The sequence below is a fragment of the Oceanomicrobium pacificus genome (assembly GCF_009833495.1).
Taxonomy (GTDB): Bacteria; Pseudomonadota; Alphaproteobacteria; order Rhodobacterales; family Rhodobacteraceae; genus Oceanomicrobium; species Oceanomicrobium pacificus.
Genome location: NZ_WUWG01000005.1, coordinates 69,586 through 88,524, shown reverse-complemented (window position 1 = coordinate 88,524; position 18,939 = coordinate 69,586). Strand labels below are relative to the sequence as shown.

Annotated in this window: 16 protein-coding genes, 1 tRNA gene and 1 riboswitch; of the genes, 9 read left to right on the top strand and 8 right to left on the bottom strand. The window is 66.4% G+C overall.

The annotated features are described in order from the left end of the window. Window positions 1-13 precede the first annotated feature (13 nt). Complete coding sequence (locus GSH16_RS11845; RefSeq protein ID WP_160855373.1) at window positions 14-1,180, top strand: thiolase family protein; 1,167 nt, start codon at window positions 14-16, stop codon at window positions 1,178-1,180. A 15-nt stretch (window positions 1,181-1,195) separates the two neighbouring features. Then, the gene (locus tag GSH16_RS11840; RefSeq protein WP_160855371.1) at window positions 1,196-1,966 is read left to right on the top strand and encodes an SDR family NAD(P)-dependent oxidoreductase; all 771 of its coding nucleotides are present in this window, start codon (window positions 1,196-1,198) and stop codon (window positions 1,964-1,966) included. On the opposite strand, the gene GSH16_RS11835 is transcribed toward GSH16_RS11840, so the two are convergent. From GSH16_RS11835 to GSH16_RS11810, 6 genes are all read right to left on the bottom strand, one after another. Continuing rightward, entirely contained in the window at window positions 1,967-3,121 is a 1,155-nt protein-coding gene (locus tag GSH16_RS11835; RefSeq protein WP_160855369.1) for a PQQ-dependent sugar dehydrogenase, read from the bottom strand. A 103-nt stretch (window positions 3,122-3,224) separates the two neighbouring features. Beyond that, entirely contained in the window at window positions 3,225-6,080 is a 2,856-nt protein-coding gene (gene gcvP / locus GSH16_RS11830; RefSeq protein ID WP_160855367.1) for an aminomethyl-transferring glycine dehydrogenase, read from the bottom strand. Window positions 6,081-6,177: 97 nt separating this feature from the next. Beyond that, on the bottom strand, window positions 6,178-6,540 hold the full coding sequence (gcvH, locus tag GSH16_RS11825; protein ID WP_160855365.1) for a glycine cleavage system protein GcvH: 363 nt from the start codon (window positions 6,538-6,540) through the stop codon (window positions 6,178-6,180). An 11-nt stretch (window positions 6,541-6,551) separates the two neighbouring features. Beyond that, the gene (gene gcvT, locus GSH16_RS11820; protein ID WP_160855363.1) at window positions 6,552-7,697 is read right to left on the bottom strand and encodes a glycine cleavage system aminomethyltransferase GcvT; all 1,146 of its coding nucleotides are present in this window, start codon (window positions 7,695-7,697) and stop codon (window positions 6,552-6,554) included. A 143-nt stretch (window positions 7,698-7,840) separates the two neighbouring features. Beyond that, a riboswitch (glycine riboswitch) is annotated at window positions 7,841-7,929 on the bottom strand. A gap of 101 nt (window positions 7,930-8,030) precedes the next feature. Beyond that, on the bottom strand, window positions 8,031-9,224 hold the full coding sequence (locus GSH16_RS11815; protein WP_160855361.1) for an OmpA family protein: 1,194 nt from the start codon (window positions 9,222-9,224) through the stop codon (window positions 8,031-8,033). Between the two features lie 339 nt (window positions 9,225-9,563). Then, a complete protein-coding gene (locus GSH16_RS11810) occupies window positions 9,564-10,589 on the bottom strand; it encodes a Gfo/Idh/MocA family protein (protein WP_160855359.1) in 1,026 nt (341 codons plus the stop codon). A 124-nt stretch (window positions 10,590-10,713) separates the two neighbouring features. On the opposite strand from GSH16_RS11810, the gene GSH16_RS11805 reads away from it, so the two are divergent. Together GSH16_RS11805 and GSH16_RS11800 are read left to right on the top strand one after the other, a co-directional pair. After that, window positions 10,714-11,013: a hypothetical protein gene (locus tag GSH16_RS11805; protein WP_160855357.1), complete on the top strand. Its 300-nt coding sequence runs from the start codon at window positions 10,714-10,716 to the stop codon at window positions 11,011-11,013. 158 nt (window positions 11,014-11,171) lie between these two features. Then, on the top strand, window positions 11,172-12,098 hold the full coding sequence (locus GSH16_RS11800) for a sulfotransferase family 2 domain-containing protein (RefSeq protein WP_160855355.1): 927 nt from the start codon (window positions 11,172-11,174) through the stop codon (window positions 12,096-12,098). A gap of 18 nt (window positions 12,099-12,116) precedes the next feature. On the opposite strand, the gene GSH16_RS11795 is transcribed toward GSH16_RS11800, so the two are convergent. Beyond that, window positions 12,117-12,202 (bottom strand) — tRNA-Tyr (locus GSH16_RS11795). A 200-nt stretch (window positions 12,203-12,402) separates the two neighbouring features. Here GSH16_RS11795 and rlmB point away from each other — a divergent pair. The 4 genes from rlmB (at window position 12,403) to GSH16_RS11775 (ending at window position 15,735) form a co-directional block, all read left to right on the top strand. Further along, window positions 12,403-13,197 (top strand): 23S rRNA (guanosine(2251)-2'-O)-methyltransferase RlmB, encoded by a 795-nt coding sequence (gene rlmB / locus GSH16_RS11790; RefSeq protein WP_160855353.1) that lies wholly within the window; start codon window positions 12,403-12,405, stop codon window positions 13,195-13,197. Window positions 13,198-13,275: 78 nt separating this feature from the next. Next, complete coding sequence (locus GSH16_RS11785; protein WP_160855351.1) at window positions 13,276-13,728, top strand: YHS domain-containing (seleno)protein; 453 nt, start codon at window positions 13,276-13,278, stop codon at window positions 13,726-13,728. Window positions 13,729-13,918: 190 nt separating this feature from the next. Then, on the top strand, window positions 13,919-14,362 hold the full coding sequence (locus GSH16_RS11780) for a CoA-binding protein (protein WP_160855349.1): 444 nt from the start codon (window positions 13,919-13,921) through the stop codon (window positions 14,360-14,362). A gap of 80 nt (window positions 14,363-14,442) precedes the next feature. Next, a complete protein-coding gene (locus GSH16_RS11775; RefSeq protein ID WP_160855347.1) occupies window positions 14,443-15,735 on the top strand; it encodes an O-acetylhomoserine aminocarboxypropyltransferase/cysteine synthase family protein in 1,293 nt (430 codons plus the stop codon). Between the two features lie 3 nt (window positions 15,736-15,738). Here GSH16_RS11775 and GSH16_RS11770 read toward each other — a convergent pair whose 3' ends face one another. Then, entirely contained in the window at window positions 15,739-16,443 is a 705-nt protein-coding gene (locus tag GSH16_RS11770) for an SIMPL domain-containing protein (protein WP_160855345.1), read from the bottom strand. Between the two features lie 132 nt (window positions 16,444-16,575). On the opposite strand from GSH16_RS11770, the gene GSH16_RS11765 reads away from it, so the two are divergent. Continuing rightward, window positions 16,576-18,939 carry a hypothetical protein gene (locus tag GSH16_RS11765; RefSeq protein WP_160855343.1) on the top strand — a complete coding sequence of 788 codons (2,364 nt, stop codon included), beginning with the start codon at window positions 16,576-16,578 and terminating at the stop codon, window positions 18,937-18,939.

Here is an 18,939-nt window from a genome sequence, read left to right as displayed (position 1 = left end):
CCGGGAGGGGATCATGGCAAGTGACATTCGCATCGCGGGCGCAGCGCGCACACCGATGGGCGGGTTCCAGGGCGCGCTCGGCGACATGCCGGCGGCGGACTTAGGTGGCGCGGCCATCCGTGCCGCAATGGATCAGGGCGGCGTCGCACCCAGCGCCATTGACGAAGTGCTGATGGGCTGCGTCCTGCCTGCCGGACAGGGGCAGGCGCCCGCGCGGCAGGCGGGGTTCAAGGCCGGACTGGGGGAGGAGGTGCCGGCCACCACCCTCAACAAGATGTGCGGTTCGGGGATGAAGGCGGCGATGATGGCGCATGACCAGCTTGCGCTCGGCAACGGCCGGACGGTCATTGCCGGCGGAATGGAGAGCATGAGCCGCGCGCCCTACCTTCTGCCCGCGATGCGCGGCGGCGCGCGCCTCGGCCACGGGGCGGCGGTCGATCACATGTTCCTCGACGGGCTGGAAGATGCCTATGACAAGGGCCGGTTGATGGGCACATTTGCCGAGGATTGCGCCGAGCATTACCAGTTCACCCGGGAAGCGCAGGACGATTATGCGCTCCGTTCGCTCAGCCGTGCGCAAGCGGCGCAGGCCGAGGGGCGGTTCACCGCCGAGATCACACCTGTCGAGGTGACGACCCGGCGCGGCAGCCAGCAGGTCACCGAGGATGAACAGCCCGGCGCCGCCCGGCCCGACAAGATCCCGCATCTGAAACCGGCCTTCCGCAAGGACGGGACGGTGACGGCGGCCAACAGTTCCTCGATTTCCGACGGGGCAGCGGCGCTGGTCCTGACGACCGACGACAGCCTGCCGGCACGCGCCCGGATCGTCGGCCATGCGAGCCACGCGCAAGCGCCCGGCTGGTTCACCACCGCGCCGGTCCCGGCAGCACAGAAACTCCTGGACCGGATCGGCTGGGCCAAATCGGATGTCGATCTGTGGGAGGTCAACGAAGCCTTTGCCGTCGTGCCCATGGCCTTCATGCATGAAATGGGCCTGTCGCCCGACGTGGTGAATGTGAATGGCGGGGCTTGCGCGCTCGGCCATCCGATCGGCGCGAGCGGGGCGCGGATCATCGTGACGCTCCTGCATGCGCTCGAAGCCCATGACCTGAAACGCGGCGTGGCCGCGATCTGCATCGGCGGCGGCGAGGGCACGGCCATCGCCATCGAGCGGATCTGACGAAAGGACCGGACCATGAACCTCTCGGATATCGGCAGCGCGATCGTCACCGGCGGCGCGTCAGGCCTGGGCCGCGCGACAGCGACCGCGCTGGCAGACGCCGGGGTCAGGATCGCGCTCCTCGACCGCGATGCGGACCGCGGGACTGCCGCGGCGCGGGACCTGGGCGCGCTGTTCGTGGAAACGGATGTGACGGACCCGGCCTCTGTCGCTTCAGGGCTCGCGGCCGCATCCGCCGCCAACGGACCGGCACGGCTTTGCGTCAATTGCGCCGGCATCGCGCCGGGCGCCAAGACCATCGACCGCGACGGGGCGGCGCATGATCCCGCGCTTTTTGCCCGTGCCGTTTCCGTCAACCTGACCGGCACGTTCAATATGGCCACGCAGGCCGCAGCCGCCATGGCCATGCTGGACCCGGTCGGCGCGGACGGGGAACGCGGGCTGATCGTCAACACGGCCTCCATTGCGGCCTACGAGGGGCAGATCGGGCAGATCGCCTATGCGGCGTCCAAGGGCGGTGTCGCGGCAATGACCTTGCCGATGGCCCGCGATCTGGCACGCTCGGGCATCCGCGTGATGGCCGTGGCGCCGGGCCTCTTCCTGACCCCGATGCTGGAAGGGCTGCCCGAAGAGGTGCAGACCTCGCTCGGGGCGCAAGTCCCCTATCCGCCGCGGCTCGGCAAACCGTCCGAATTTGCAGCACTCGTGCTGCATATGGTCGAAAACCCGATGATGAACGGAGAGGTGATCCGGCTCGACGGCGCGATCCGACTTGCCCCCAAGTGATCAGACGGGCGTGATCCGGTAGGTCGCCCCGTCACCGACCGACAGGAACCAGATCGATCCGTCAGGTGCTTCGCGCACGTCGCGGATGCGGCTGTAGACCCCGCTGAACATGCGCTCGGCCTCGGTGAAACCGCTGCCTGACGGGGCGAGGCGGGAGATCATGTCAAATTTGAGAGAGCCCACGAAGAACTGACCGCGCCATGCGGGCCAGAGCCGTCCGGAATAGATCATCAGACCAGAGGGCGCGATCGACGGATCCCAGTAAAAGGCCGGCTGTTCGAGGCCCGGGGCCGATGTCCCCTCCCCGATCTTCGAGCCGTTATAATTGCGCCCGTAGCTGATCCGCGGCCAGCCATAGTTGCGGCCCGGGCGCGGCTGGTTGATCTCGTCCCCGCCTTGCGCGCCATGGGCCACGGTCCAGTAGCGCCCCTGCGCGTCAAGCGCCGCCCCTTGCGCGTTGCGATGGCCGAGCGAGTAGATCTCCGGCAGGGCCCCGCCGCCGACAAACGGATTGTCAGACGGAACGCCGCCGCGGCGCGTGATCCGCACCACCTTGCCATTATGGACCTGCGGATCCTGTGCGCGCTCCGCCGCCCCACGATCGCCCAGCGTGACCAGAAGCGTGCCGTCGCGGGCCTCCACTATGCGGCTGCCGAAATGGCGCCCGCCGCGGCTGGCCGTCGACATGCGGAAAATCGGTGTCACACCGGTCAGCCGCGGGCCGGTCGGGTCGAACCTTGCGCGCGCCACGGCCGTGGCACCAGCGCCGCCGCGGCGCTCCGCGTAGGAGAGGAATATCTCGCCCGAACTGGCGAAATCCCGGGCCACGACGACGTCGAGCAGCCCGCCCTGCCCTTCGGCATAGACGTTCGGCACCCCGTCCACGCGTTTCGAGGATTCCGACCCGTCAAAATAGAGAAGCCGACCGTCGCGTTCGGTGATCAGGTAGCGGCGGTTGTCGAGAAATGCGATGGCCCAAGGCTCGTCGAGGCCGCGCACCATCGCGGTGACGGTCACCGGACCGGCGCCGGTCTGGCGGCTCTCGGCCCGGGCGCGCGGCACGACCAGCGGGCCAAGGGCCAGCCCGGTGCCCAACGCGCCCGCAGCGCCGGCAAGGATCAGGCGGCGGTTCGGATCAACGTTATGGTCACGCATGGTGGGCCTCCCTGTGGATGAGGTCCCACCAGAATGGCGTCCGGGGCGGCGACCGGCAAGGCCGCGCCGCCCCGGAACGGGTCACAAGCGCTTGGGTGCGCCGTTACTCGGCCGCCTCCTGATAGGCGTCGAGCGGCGGGCAGGAACAGACGAGGTTCCGATCGCCATAGGCATTGTCCACGCGGTTCACGGGCGCCCAGTATTTGTCCACGCGGAAGGCGCCCGGCGGATAGCAGGCCTGTTCGCGGCTGTAGGGCCGGTCCCAGTCGCCCACAAGGTCTTCCACCGTGTGCGGCGCGTTCTTCAACGGGTTGTTGTCCGGGTCCGAACGGCCTTCGGCAATATCGTCCGCCTCGGCCCGGATCGCGAGCATCGCATCGCAGAACCGGTCCAGTTCGGCCTTTGGCTCGCTTTCCGTCGGCTCGACCATCAGCGTGCCCGCCACCGGCCAGCTCATCGTCGGGGCATGGAACCCGCAATCGATGAGCCGTTTGGCCACATCGTCCACGGTGACGCCGGCCAGATCCTTCAAGGGGCGCGTGTCGATGATGCACTCATGCGCCACATGGCCCTTCGGCCCCTTGTAGAGCACGTCATAGGCACCCTCGAGCCGCTTGGCGATGTAGTTGGCGTTCAGGATCGCGACGCGGGTCGCCTGGGTCAGACCGTCGCCGCCCATCATCAGGCAATAGGCCCAGCTGATCGGCAGGAGCGACGGCGAGCCGAAGGCCGCGGCCGAAACCGGACCCACGGCCGCGTCCGAGCCGCGCGGCTCGCCCGGCAGGAAGGGGGCCAGATGCGCTTTCACGCCGATCGGCCCCATGCCCGGACCGCCCCCGCCATGCGGGATGCAGAAGGTCTTGTGCAGGTTCAGGTGGCTCACATCGCCGCCGATATCGCCCGGCCGTGACAGGCCGACCATCGCGTTCATATTGGCGCCGTCGATATAGACCTGACCGCCAAATTCATGGGTGATGGAACACACCTCCGTCACCGTTTCCTCGAACACACCATGGGTGGAGGGATAGGTGATCATGCAGGCGGCCAGCCGGTCGGCATGCGCCTCGGCCTTTTCGCGGAAATCCGCCAGATCGATATCGCCGTTCTCCGCCGATTTGACGACCACGACCTTCATCCCCGCCATCTGCGCCGACGCCGGGTTGGTGCCATGTGCCGACACAGGGATCAGGCAAACATCGCGCGCCGCATCGCCGCGCGACATGTGATATCCGCGGATGGCCAGCAGGCCCGCATATTCGCCCTGCGCACCTGAATTGGGCTGCATCGACACGGCATCATAGCCGGTGATCTGGCAGAGCTTGTCGGACAGGTCGGAGATGACCTCTCGGTAGCCGGCGACCTGATCCTCGGGCACGAACGGATGGATGAGCGAGAAGGCGTCCCACGTCACCGGGATCATCTCGGCGGTTGCGTTCAGTTTCATCGTGCAGGAGCCGAGCGGGATCATCGCCCGGTCGAGCGCGAGGTCCCGGTCGGCGAGGCGCCGCATGTAGCGCGTCATCTCGGCCTCGGCCCGGTTCATGTGGAAAATCGGATGGGTGAGGTAATCATCCTCCCGCAGCATCGCCTCGGGCAGGCGCAGACCGGGTGCAAGGTCGCCTGCCGCCACGCTGCTGCCAAAGGCGCGCAGCACCGCTTCGATGGTCACGTCCATCGTGCGCTCGTCGAGCGAAATGCCGATCCGGTCGCTGCCGATCTTGCGCAGGTTCACGCCCTCGGCGACGGCGGCGCGCAGGATCACACCCTGTAGCGCGCCGACCTCCACCGTGATCGTGTCGAAGAACGCCTCGGGCGCGATGGTGAAGCCCAGCGCCTCCAGCCCCGTGGCAAGGCGCACCGTGTCGCCGTGGATGCGCTGCGCGATGGCCTTCAGCCCGTCCGGCCCATGGAACACCGCATACATGGAGGCCATGACCGCCAGCAGCGCCTGCGCGGTGCAGACATTTGATGTCGCCTTTTCGCGGCGGATATGCTGTTCGCGGGTCTGCAGGGACAGCCGGTAAGCGCGGTTGCCGCGCGCGTCGATCGACACGCCGACGATCCGGCCCGGCATGGCGCGCTTGTAGGCGTCACGGGTCGACATATAGGCCGCATGCGGCCCGCCGAAACCGACCGGCACGCCGAACCGCTGGGTCGTGCCCACGGCAATATCCGCGCCCATGGCACCCGGCGATTTCAGAAGCGTGAGCGCAAGGATATCGGCCGCCACAACCGCAATGGCCTTGGCCCCGTGCAAGGCTTCGATCTGGGCGGAGAAATCATGCACCGCACCATGCGTGCCGGGATACTGGAAGATCGCGCCGAAGAGCGTATCGGGCGCTAGATTAGCGAACGGGTCGCCCACCTGCACGTCGATGCCGAGCGGTTCGGCGCGCGTGCGGATCACCTCGATCGTCTGCGGGTGGCAGTTTTCGTCGACGAAGAAGCCGGTCGCCTTGGTCTTGGCCACCCGCTGCGCCATGGTCATCGCCTCGGCCGCGGCGGTCGCCTCATCAAGCAGCGACGCATTGGCAATCTCCAGCCCCGTCAGGTCCGCGACCATGGTCTGGAAGTTCAGAAGCGCTTCGAGCCGGCCTTGCGAAATCTCCGGCTGGTACGGCGTGTAGGCCGTGTACCAGGCCGGGTTTTCAAGGATGTTGCGCTGGATCACCGGCGGCGTAACGGTGCCGTAATAGCCCTGACCGATCAGCGAGACGAGCACGCGGTTCTTGTCCGCCGTGGCCCGCATCTTGTGCAGCATGTCGCGTTCCGACAGGGCGGCCCCGAAATCGAGCGGCGCCTTCTGCCGGATGGCGGCGGGCACGGTCGCGTCGATCAGCGCGTCGAGGCTGTCGACACCGATGGTGGCGAGCATCTCGTCCATCTCGGTGGGCGACGGGCCGATATGGCGGCGGTTGGCGAAATCGTAAGGCTGGTAGTCGGTCAGGTTGAAACCCATGATGGTCCCCAGAAATTGTCATGCCCGGGCCGGCATCCGCCGGCGGTCGCGGTCGCCGGTGCCGGTCACATCGCGGACCGGCACCGGTGTCTTCACGTCACTCGATGAGCTTGCGGTACGCTTCTTCGTCGAGCAGCCCGTCCATCTCGGACGGGTCGGACAGCGTCATCCGGAAGAACCAGCCGCCCTCCATCGGGTCCTCGTTGACGAGGGTCGGATTGTCGACGACCGCCTCGTTCACCTCTGTGATGGTCCCGTCCAGCGGGGCCAGGATATCGGACGCCGCCTTGACGCTCTCGATCACGACAACCTCGTCATCCTTGCTGACGTCGGTGTCGGGTTCGGGCAGTTCCACGAAGACGAGATCGCCCAGCTGTTCCGCCGCATGCGCGGTGATGCCGACGGTGACCGTGTCCCCGTCCTTGCGCAGCCATTCATGTTCCTCGGTGAATTTGAGCATCTGTCCGGTCCTTATTTCCGTTTGTAGGTGGGTGTGATGAAAGGCAGGTCGGCGACGCGCATTGGCACGCGCTTGCCGCGCAACTCGGCAAAAATTTCGGTGCCCGTTGCCGCCAGATCAGCCGGGACATAGCCCATGGCGACGGGGCCCTCGACACTCGGGCCGAACCCGCCGGAGGTCACGCTGCCGATTTGCGGCGCGTCCGCGTCCGTGCTGGCAAAGAGCGCGGTGCCTTCGCGCACAGGCGCGCGGCCTTCGGGTTTCAGGCCGACGCGCAGGCGTGACGGACCGTCCGCCATCTGGGCGAAAAGCGTGTCCGCCCCCGGAAAGCCGCCGGCGCGGTTGCCGCCCGGGCGGCGCGATTTCTGGATCGACCAGAGGAGCGCCCCTTCGGCCGCACTCGTGCCTGTGTCGATATCGTGACCATAGAGGCAGAGCCCGGCCTCCAGCCGCAGGCTGTCGCGGGCGCCAAGCCCGATCGGGGCAACCCCGTCCTGCGCCAGCAGATTCCGCGCGATGCGCTCGGCCTGATCGGCCGGCACGGACAGTTCGAACCCGTCCTCGCCGGTATAGCCCGCGCGGGCGACCGTCCAGCCGGTGCCTTTGACCTCCAACTGGCGCACATCCATGAAAACCATGTCCGATATATCGGCGCCGACCGCGGCGAGCGCGGCTTCCGCACCCGGCCCCTGCAGCGCGATCAGCGCCCGGTCGTCGCGCACGCGGATGTCGCAGGTGTCCGACAGATGGGCGCGCAAGTGGGCGATGTCCTGAACCTTGCAGGCGGCATTGACCACGAGGAACAGGTGGTCGCCCATATTGGCGACCATCAGGTCATCGAGAATGCCGCCATCCGCGGCCGTGAAGAGCGCATAGCGCTGACGGCCGGGTTTGAGCGCGAGAATATCGGCAGGCACCAGCGTTTCCAGCGCAAGGGCCGCATCGGCGACATCCCCCGATTTGGGGTGCAGTTCCACCTGCCCCATATGGGACACGTCGAACAGGCCCGCGGCGGCGCGCGTGTGCAGATGCTCCTTCATGACGCCCATCGGATATTGCACGGGCATGTCATAGCCCGCAAACGGCACCATGCGCGCGCCAAGCTCGACATGCAGCCCGTGCAGCGGCGTCACTTTCAATTCGCTTTCAGAAGCCACCTCGCATGACCCTCCCGTTCCATGGCCGGTCATGCCGGCGTCGTTTCAGCCCCGCAGGTTGCGGGTCGACGCCTCCTCTGTCCTTTCGCCTGAGATCGCTATCCCTTCGGCGGGCGCACATCGCACCACTCTCCAGAGTTTTTTCGCATCCGATGGTCCTTTGGCCTGAGAGTTTCCGAGGCGGTTGCTCCTTCGGCACCGGCGCGGGGCCGGATTCTCCCATCGAATGGGCGGCAATCTATCGGCTGGCCGTCGCCCGGGCAAGAAAAATGCCCGCCTTGCGATTGCAAAACGGGCATCTTCGGTCTGTGGGGTCGACCCGCGGGCCGGAGATCAGTCGACCTCGTCCCCGCCATTGTTGCGGCCTTCGGAATTGCCGGGGTCACCCTCTTCGTCGCCATTCCCGCGACCGGAGTTCGATTCGCTCTGAGAATTGGCGCCACGGCCATTTTCAGAGCCTTTGCCGCGGTCTCCGCCGGAGCCACCCTCGTCGCCAGAGCCACCCTCGTCGCCAGAGCCGCCCTCGTCGCCGGAGCCGCCCTCGTCACCGGAGCCGCCCTCGTCGCCGGAGCCACCCTCGTCACCGGAGCCGCCCTCGTCGCCGGAGCCGCCCTCGTCACCGGAGCCGCCCTCGTCACCGGAGCCGCCCTCGTCGCCGGAGCCACCCTCGTCACCGGAGCCGCCCTCATCGCCGGAGCCGCCCTCGTCACCAGAGCCACCCTCGTCGCCGGAGCCGCCCTCGTCACCGGAGCCACCCTCGTCGCCGGAGCCACCTTCGTCATCCTGAGGCGGATCATCAGCCGGCGGATCGTCGGCGGGCGGATCATCGGCAGGAGGATCGTCCGCCGGCGGGTCATCAGCGGGCGGATCATCGGCAGGCGGGTCGTTCGGCGGAGGATCACTCCGCGGACCACGGGGCTGGACCTGCCCGTTCTCATCCTCTTTTTCATCCGGCTCGTTCACGAAGGAACTTCCCGGCGTCTGGCCACGGCTGGCCACACCGAAGAGATTTGCAAAGGCAAAGATCGGGTTGTCCACAATCCCGTCGACCGACGTGGTCGCACGGCGGTTGGTCAGAACGATGCCGTTGGGCCCCGCGACCGGATTTTCCGGTGTCCGCGACCCTTGCGCCCGCAGGCGGTTCGGGTTGATGCCTTCGTTGATGAAGAAATTGATGACCGCGCGGGCCCGCAACAGGCCCAGATCCTCGGTCGTTTCCGTCTGGCTTCCGGCTTCCATATGGCCGGTGACCATGAAGACGACTTCCGGATAGCGCTTGATCCAAGCGGCCTGACGGCGAAGATCGGCCTTGGCCGCATCGCTCAGGATCGCGCTGTTATAGTCGAAGGCCACGTAATAGGGCACTTCGTCCTGGAACTGTTTGGTCAGATCCTGAACCGCAGGATCGGGCAACCGCGCAACGCCCGGCGCATCCCGTGTGGAATAGGTTCCCGGCGCCTGCGAACAGGCCGCAATTGCAAACATGAGTGAAAAGCCGGCCACCGGCCGGAGAATAGTCTTACGCATAATGCACCCCACATGCACTTACTCTGAACTGGATGCCCGAGTGTCGGACATAGGTCACATTATAGTCTTAATAAAAAAAGAATCAAATTGGAGCACGTCCGGGAGCCCCAAACACACTTGGCGGCGACTGCGGCTAATCCGGCGCCACAGGGACGCTTCGCAAGCCCCTGAGCAGAAACAGAAACGCGATGGAGGGCGGCGGGCAATCGCTGTCCCCGGTCCGCGATTGACGCCAAATCAACTGTGCGAAATCCAACGCTTTCCCGCAGAAAGATCCGACGCACAGCTCAGAAAAGGGATGTTCTGCTCCCCCTCGCGACTCAGCCCCGCCCTTCCCGTTCAGGCGTCGACCTCGACTGCACGATGTTCCTCAAGGCTCGCGCGGATCGCATCGAGGAGGGCCAGGTTCGTCCACCCGTCCGCCGCCGTGACCTTCGGCGCGGTCTTGCCCTCGATCACATCGCAGAAATGTTCGAACTGGCGGTCGAGCGGGTCTCCGTCCGGCACATCCAGTTCCTGCATTTCCATCGGCGCCCACCAGCTCCGCGCGCCCACATGGGACCAGAAGCGCCCCGACGGCAGTTCCAGCGCGCCGAGGGTTCCGCCAATCCGGTAGCTGCCCTCGCCGGTTTGCGGATAGGCGGGATTTTCACCGGCTGTCAGCTCGTAGCTCCAAGGTGCGGCAATGGCATCCGACACGGTGAACGTGGCGAGCAAACCCGAGCGGAAAGCCAGTTGCACGGTGGCCGTGTCCTCCACCCCGAGCCCGCGCACAGCTGCGCCGGCCATGGCCGACACGCGCGCGGGCGGCCCGAACCATGAACAGAAAAGGTCCAGATCATGCACCAGATTGATCGCGATGGGACCGCCGCCCGGCCCCACACGCCAGGCTGTGTCGAAATAATCGTCGGGCTTGCAGAGCCAGCAGGAGGCTTCAGCCGCCACGGGCTGCCCCAGTGTGCCGGAACGCAGAAGCTCCGTCGCCAGCGCAGCCGCCCCGCCATGCCTCCGATGGAAGCCCAGCAAGATCCTCGCGCCCCTCGCCTCGGCGTCCAGCAAGTCCTGCGCCGCTGCTCTGCTATCGGCCAGCGGCTTCTCGATCAGAACCGGCTTTCCGGCCGCGATGAAGGGCGCGGCATGGGCGGCATGGAGCGGCGTCGGGCTTGCGATGATTGCAGCATCGGCCCGCGCCGGATCAACGGCATCGAGCGTCCCGGCCCATGCCGCACCAGCCTCCGTCGCCAGCGCCTCCGCGTCGCCGGACGGATCGACGAGTACCGACAGGCGGGCACGCGGCGACCGCGCGATGGCGCCGAGATGCTGGCGCCCCATCAACCCTGCGCCGACCAGTGCGATATTCAGCATGAAACGGTGCCCCCGACCCTGCGCCAGACCAAAAGTTGCGACACACGTGCAGGAAATCCACCGCAGCGCGCCCGGAATGCTATGATGGGCGCACCGGAAAAATCAAATGCAGGGAGATGAGGAGATGCAGAAAGCCATTGCGCTCGCGCCGCTTCTGGCGGTTTTGGGATGTTCGCCCGCGCCGCAGGTGGCCATCGACGAGCCCGATCCAGAGCTGAACCTGCTCGGCGGCTACCGGTCCGGCGACGACGAATGCCGACGCGCGGGTGAAAGCGCCTTCACAATCGACTTCCTCGATGATGCGGCCGATCTGGTCGCCTGCCCGACAGGCAGCGCCGACGCAGCCTCGCTCGCCGCGACCCTCCCCGCGCAAATGGTCACCCAGACCCAGAGCTACACGCTTTATTCCGTGGCACGCCGATAATCGACGCGCGAGCCTGCCTGCCAGCGCCTCTGGCAAAATCGGCAAAGGGACCGGCGACGGTTGGAGACGCTGCGTGAAAATGGTGTCATCAAGGGAAGAAACGGTGAAACGTTAAATTTCGCATCCTCCATTTCACCGTGAATCCGGGACGCCTGCGCATGCCAGTTCCAATCAAAGAGACGCCCTACCTGTATTTTCCGGTGCCCAAAGTGGCCAGCACGTCCATCAAGACGGCGATTTTGGATCACTATGGTGGCGCGCCAAGTGTTCCATTCAGGAACAGGAAACGGGGTTCACATGTCAGCGTGCACAAGATCTACCGGTCGCCGCGATTTCGGCTGTGGCGGACCAAGCTGATCTGGCCGCAACGGGAGTGGATCTGTGTCGTGAGAGACCCGATCAGCCGATTCCCGTCGGGCTACCGCAACCGCATTCTGCACTACGCGGAACTGGAGGTAACGGCAAAGCGGGCGGTGGAAGCCCGCAACCTGACGACCATGCCAAGTGTGAACGCGTTCGCAATCAACATTGAAACCTACGCGCGGGCAAGCAAGGCCGTCCGGCATCATTTCGCGCCGCAATGCACCTATCTCGGTGTTCGGCCGGAAAGATTTTCCCACGTTTTCGATCTGTCTGAACTGGACCGGTTGCAACAATTGCTGCGCGACACCGGAGCAGATTTCCATATTCCCCATGAGCAGACCGGCGGGTCGGACCTGGTCATCGAAGAGCTGAGCGCTGAAGCTCTTGCCAGCTTGAAGCAGTTCTACGCAGAAGATTATCGCGTATGGGGCCGGTATTTCAGCCCCCCCCTCCCGGGAATGAAGCTGGCCGGTAGGCTGTGCCGACGGAAACAAGCCGACTCGGTTGATTCACTCGCTGAGCTGCCTGCCCGCAGCCCGAGACGGTTGGATCGATCAAATCCGGTTTGCACGCACCGAACCCGAAACGCCGTCACACGCGGAAAGGGCAATTTCGTTTGCGAACATCCGATCGCCTCTGATCCTGCACGACCATCAATGCACCTGCACGTGCGCCACGCGGCAATGCGTTCGGGGCACTCGCGGAACAGTCGGGAAACTTAGCTGCTGGAAGACTTTAAGTGGTGGAGGGGATAGGATTCGAACCTATGTAGGGTTTCCCCGACGGAGTTACAGTCCGTTGCATTTGACCGCTCTGCCACCCCTCCACTTCAGCAATTTCTTGCTGCATCATCAGGTGACGCGGGCTGTCAATACGGCGACGGGCAGCGCAGGTCAACACGAAAACGCGACTCTTTTCCTGCGCGTCCGGTGACGTGGCGCAAGGCCGGCCAGCACGCGGCCCGTCCCTTGCGCGACCTGCCCCTTGCCCTTAGATTGCGCGGCTTCACCGACGGAGGATGATCGGGTGGCAAAGCCGGGCAAAAAGCCGACCTGGGTGGTCGAAAAGGAACGCGAAGCGCGGGGTCAGGGGCCGCAGCGTGTCTGGCTCTTCGGCCTGCATGCGGTGCGCGACGCGCTGCGCAATCCGGCCCGGGTGCGGCACAAGCTCTTGATCACCCCGAACGCGCTCAACAAGCTGGAAGCCGACATTGCCGCCGCGGGGATCGCGCCCGACGTCGTCGATCCGCGCAAGTTCAAGGCGCCCATCGACCCGCAATCGGTGCATCAGGGCGTGGCGCTCGAGGTGGACCCGCTCGACTGGGGATCGGTTTCCGAACGCTGTGCACCGCGCGGCGAGAAACCGCTCGTGCTCTTGCTCGACCGTGTGTCCGACCCGCATAATGTGGGCGCGATCCTGCGCTCGGCGGAGGTGTTCGGCGCCCGTGCCGTGATCGCGCCGTTGCGACATGCGGCGCCCGAGACGGGCGCGCTCGCCAAGACGGCCTCGGGCGCGCTGGAGCGCCAACCCTATCTGCGGGTCCGCAACCTTGCCAACGCGATGGGCGCCTTGACGGAAATGGGCTATGCGACGATCGGGCTCGACGGAACGGCAGAGCAGGACCTTGAGCCGGCGCTCGATCTGGTGCGCGACATGCCGCTGGCGCTCGCGCTCGGAGCCGAAGGTCCGGGCCTGCGCGACCTGACCAAGAAGAATTGCGACGGTTTGGCCCGCATTCCCTTCGCGGGGCCCTTTGCGTCCCTGAACGTGTCGAACGCGGCCGCCGTCGCGCTCTATGCCGCCGGGCGCCTGCGCGGGTAACAAGCGCGCGAGGCCCCTTGCCTCGACCATCCCGCCGCGTCTTCATCTGCGGAACAGACCGCACGGAGACCATGCCCCATGACCCTGACCCGACGCGCCGCCCTTGCGAGCCTGACCGCACTGGCCCTCAGCACGGCCCTGCCCGCCCATGCCGACCGGTTCTTCCTTGGCGAGGACGGCTTTGTCATCCGCGGCTACGATCCGGTCGCCTATTTCACAGACGGCGCGCCGATCAAGGGCGATCCGCAGTTCACGGCCGACTGGGACGGCGGGACATTCCTGTTTGCCAGCGCGGCGAACCGCGACATGTTCCGTGCCGATCCGGCCCGCTACGTCCCGCAATATGGCGGCTATTGCGCCTATGCGGCCTCCAAGGGGGCCCTTGCCAAGACAGAACCGGATGCCTGGACCATCCATGACGGCAAGCTCTACCTGAATTTCGACACGCAGGTGCGTGCCATCTGGGCAGAGGATATCCCGGGCAATATCGAACGGGCTGATGCCAACTGGCCGCAATTGCGTGAAAACTGACTGCGGAACGATCACGAATTGATTACCGGCCCTTGGGATCGTTCCGTGCCATCCTATCTCTGTGAAGGAAGCAGAGCACGGAACGCCTGCTTCATCTCACTGTCCCTCGTTCCATACCTGCGCCCGGTCCGACCGGGCGCTTTTTTTGGTGGCGGCCTGCATTGGCGCCCCCCCCGGAGGAGCCCCTGCCATGCCGCTCACCCTAGATGCCGATATCCGCGATCTTCTGGAGCGCACGCGCACCATCGCCATTGTCGGTGCCTCGCCCAATCCGGCGCGGCCCGCGCATAGGGTCATGGCCTATCTTCAGGCGGCCGGCTATCACGTGATCCCGGTCAACCCCGGACAGGCCGGATCCGAGATCCTCGGGGCGCCGGCCTATGCGAGCCTGTCCGACATTCCTGAAGGCACCACCGTCGACATGGTCGACATTTTCCGTCGCTCCGAAGCCGTCGCCGGCATTGTCGAGGAGGCTCTGGACACTGCGGGATCGCTCGGCATTTCCAGTATCTGGATGCAGCTCGGGATCGGTGACGCTGCGGCTGCCGCACGTGCCGAAGCCGCGGGCCTGCACACCGTGTCCGACCGCTGCACCAAGATCGAACATGCCCGCCTGATCGGCCGCATGGCCTGACAGTTTCATTTTTCATGGCAATTTGCCGTGCCTGCCCTAGTCTGAAGCCTTTCGAGTGCAACCAGATGAGGGATCCGACGATGAGTGACGAGATCAGCCAGGGCTTCGACACGCTGCAAGTCCATGCCGGGGCGCAGCCCGATCCGGCCACCGGCGCGCGGCAGACGCCGATCTACCAGACCACCGCCTATGTGTTCCGCGACGCCGATCACGCGGCTGCGCTCTTCAACCTGCAGGAGGTCGGCTACATCTACTCGCGGCTGACCAACCCGACCGTGTCGGCACTGGCAGAACGGATCTGCGCGCTCGAAGGCGGGGCTGGCGCGGTCTGCTGCTCCTCGGGCCACGCCGCACAGATCATGGCGCTGTTCCCGCTGATGGGTCCGGGCTGCAACATCGTTGTCTCCACGCGGCTCTATGGTGGCACGGTCACCCAGTTCAGCCAGACGATCAAACGGTTCGGCTGGTCCGCGACATTTGTCGATTTCGATGATCTCGATGCCGTCCGCGCGGCGGTGGATGACGATACGCGGGCGATTTTCTGCGAAAGTATCGCCAATCCGGGCGGCTATATCACCGATCTGGATGCGATCGGCAGCCTGTCAGCGGAACTTGGACTGCCGCTCATCGTCGACAATACCTCGGCCACGCCGTACCTGTGCAACCCGATCAAGCACGGGGCGACGCTCGTCGTCCACTCGACGACGAAATATCTGACCGGCAACGGCACGGTCACCGGCGGGTGCATCGTGGATTCAGGCAAATTCGACTGGTCGGCGAGCGGCAAGTTCCCGTCCCTGTCCGAGCCCGAACCCGCCTATCACGGGCTGACCTTCCACGAGGCGCTCGGCCCCATGGCCTATACGTTCCATTCCATCGCGGTGGGCCTGCGCGACCTTGGCATGACGATGAACCCGCAGGCCGCGCATTACACGCTGATGGGGATCGAGACCCTGTCGCTGCGGATGGAGAAACATGTGGCAAATGCGGTGAAGATCGCCAACTGGCTCGAAGGCGACAGCCGGATCGAGCGGGTCACCTATGCGGGCCTGTCCTCGTCGCCCTATCACGACCGGGTAGAACGGATCTGCCCCCGTGGCGCCGGCGCGCTCTTCACGATCGCGGTGAAGGGCGGCTACGAGGCGTGCGTGAAACTCGTGGACAGTCTGAAGCTCTTCAGCCACGTGGCCAATCTGGGCGATGCAAGGTCGCTCATCATCCACAGCGCCTCCACCACCCACAGGCAACTGTCGCCCGAACAGCAGAAGGCCGCAGGGGCCGATCCGGATGTGGTGCGCCTGTCGATCGGGATCGAGGATCCCGAAGACCTGATGCGCGACCTCGATCAGGCGCTCGACGCGGCGACCGCCTGACCCTTATTGCGGGGCTGCGGGCACGATGGCGAATTCCATCGTGATCGTGGCCCCGATTTCCACCATGCCGGGCGCGACAGGAACGCCGCTTTCATCCGCCATGCGGCTGGCCATCATCAGCGGCATGGGACCCGACGACTGCACCGGCTCCAGGATTTTCAGCACCGGGCCGAGTGTCACGCCCGCCGCTTCCGCGTAGAGCGCCGCACGGCGCATTGCATCGCTCACCGCATCGCGGCGCGCGGCGTTCTGCGCCGCACCCGGATCGGAGATGTCGAACCCGATGGACTGGATGCGGTTGGCGCCGCCGGTGCTGACCGCATCGAGCACGCCGCCCACCTCGTCGAGATCGCGCAGCGTCACCCGCACCGCATTGGAGGCCGCAAACCCGATCACGGGCGGCAGGCCGCGGCTGTCGGGTTCTCGCGGCCCGTAGATTTGCGACAGGTTGATCCGCTCGGTCTGGATATCGTCCTTGGCCACGCCCGCGTCAGTCAGCGTCAGCATCACCTGCGCCATGCTCTCATTGTTGCCGGCCATCGCCGCAGCGGCTGTCTCGGCCTGCGTGTCCACCCCGAGCGTGATCCGCGCGAGGTCGGGAGCCACGCGGGTCACACCGACCCCTTCGACCCGGATGATCTCGTCGGCCCATGCCGGCGGACACCAGAGCGTGACGAGAGCCGTGAGGGCAAGGGACAGTCGAAGCATCGGTGATCCTCCTGAAACATGGTGAAAATTCGCCGGTCGGCGCAGCCGCTTCTGGCACGACCGGCCTGTCCGCGCTATAGTAACCACGAAGAAGCGAAGATCGACCAAAAAAACCGCTTCTCCAGGGTGGCAATGGGCAGACGACAGGCAAGTTTCGCGCTTGACCTTTCCCCGTCGGGGATCGGTCTGATGGAACGGCTCCAGCCGGTGGGTTGGCAGGAGCTGGGCCGGGTCGCGCTTGACAGTCCGGCCCTGACGCCGAGCCTCACCCGTTTCGCGGATCACATCAAGGCAGAGACCGGAGGCGACCCGCTCGTCGATCTGCTGCTGCCGCCGGACCAGCTCTACGACCGGCAGGTCGAACTGGGCGACACGTCCGGCACGGACCGGACGGAGGCCGCGTTCGAGGCGCTGTCGGTCATTTCCGGCCTGCCACCGCGTCAGCTTCATCTGGCCGTCGGCCCGCAGGACGGTGACGGGTTTTCATCCGTTCTCGCCTGCTCCGACCAGACCCGCGCCGAGGCCGAGCAGTTCGCCGAGGCCTATGGCCTGATCCCGGCCGCACTCTCGACCCTCGAAGGTCAGGACCGGTTCGGCCACCCGCCGCTCTTCACCGCTTATGTGGACCGCGCGTCAGCCGCGCGTCGGCGCAAGGGCGCGCTGGCGGCTGCCGCCGCGATTGTTCTGCTGGCGGGCAGTTATGTTCTGGTCGACCCGTTCGATCACTGGCCGGACCCGCCGCAAGTGGCTGAAATCCTGCACGCGGCCGCCAACGGCCCGGACGGAGAGGAAAGCGCGGCCCTGTCGCAGTTGCCCGCGCCCGGCGCGCCCGTCCGCCCCGGCACGGCTGCGCTGACCGCGCCGCCCGCCCCTGCCGATGCCGCCCGGCCCGACCGGCCGGACGCGACCGCCTTTACCCCGTTCCGCACCCGTGCGCGTCTGCCGCAGACACCGGCCAAAGATGCCGGACCGCCGCGGGTCAGTACCGCTGTCGCGCGGGCGCTGACCGACGATGCGTCGCGCAGCGTCCCGATGATCTCGGTCCTGCGGGACCAGGTGCCGAGCTTGGGCGGGCCACGCGCGCAGCTGAAACTCGCCGCCGCGCTCCGCAGCAGCCTCGACATGTCCGCCCCGACCGCGCCCGGCATATTGGCCAGCCGGCTGAGCCAGCCGCTGCCGCAACTGCTGCCCGAGAACCTGCAACAGCGCAACGACCCGCCGCCGGATGGTGCGATCACCGGCAACCGCAACGATCTGGCCTATACATTTGCCTTGCGCACCGGATCGGATGCCGAGGACGCCGCCGCAGGCCTGTCCGGACCGGTGCGGCTGGCCATGCTGACGGCCGCGACGGACGGGGAACGGACGGATCTGCCGCCAACGCTCGCCGCCCTGCCGCAATTGGCCGCCCTGCCCGCGCTCGGTGCCGATCCGGCAATACCGGCCGAAGGGTTCCAACGGCCCGCCCGCTATGATGCCAACCTGCCGGGCCGGCCGCTCGGCCGTCCCGATGATCTGCCCGGCCTGCCGGACCCGCTGACCGATCCGGTGCTGCTCGCGGCAATCGATCCGGGCCTCTTGCGGGCCCGCGACCTGCGCGACGCGCAAACGGCAGAGGCCGTCCTTGCCGCGCTGACCGAAGCGGACAGCAGCGAAGAGATTGCGGACGAGCCTGTCGCGGACGATACCGGTGCAGCCGATGTCGCCGCGGCGGAGGAGACCGAAGCGGCGGAGGCCGACACGCGCGTTGCCGTGGAAACGGCGGGCCGCGTGACGCTGGACGCAGAGACGGGCGACGTGGTGGTGGCAGACCGGCCGATCGAGCGGCCGGACGGCACCAATCCCGACAATGAAATCGCCATGACGCTGGAGGAAGACGGTTCCATCGCGCAGGGCCTGCCGGAAACGCTGGCCGAAGCGCCGGAAGAAGCCGAAGCGCCGGAGGAAGAGCCCGCGCCGACCGATGCGGAACTGCGCCTTCTGGCCATGACCGAAGACCGCCCGCGCGAACGGCCCGGCACCATCACGTTCCCCGATCCCAACGAAGTCGGCATTCCGGTGGCCGCGGCCGAAGCCGAGCGCCTGCGGCGCCCGCGCCAGCGCCCCGCTTCCGTTGTCGCCGCCCTGACGCCGAAACCCGCCCCGGAGCCCGCGCCGGCACCGGCCGCAGAGCCCGAAAAACCGAAACCGGCAGAGAACCTCTCCGTCACCTCGCTCAACGAGGTGGACGAGACCAAGATCAACTCGCTGCCCACCCGCGCCAATGTGGCCCGCGCGGCAACGCAGAAAAACGGGATCAATCTGGGCGAAATGGCGCTGATCGGCATTTATGGCAGCAAGACCAAACGCCGTGCGCTCATCCGGCTGCCCGGCGGGCGCATGGTCCGCGTGGAGCCGGGGCAGAAATTCAGCGGCTGGAGCGTGGCGGCCATTGGCGAGGATGCCGTGCGGGTGCAGAAGAACGGGCGCGCCGAAGTGTTGCGGATGCCGAACTGA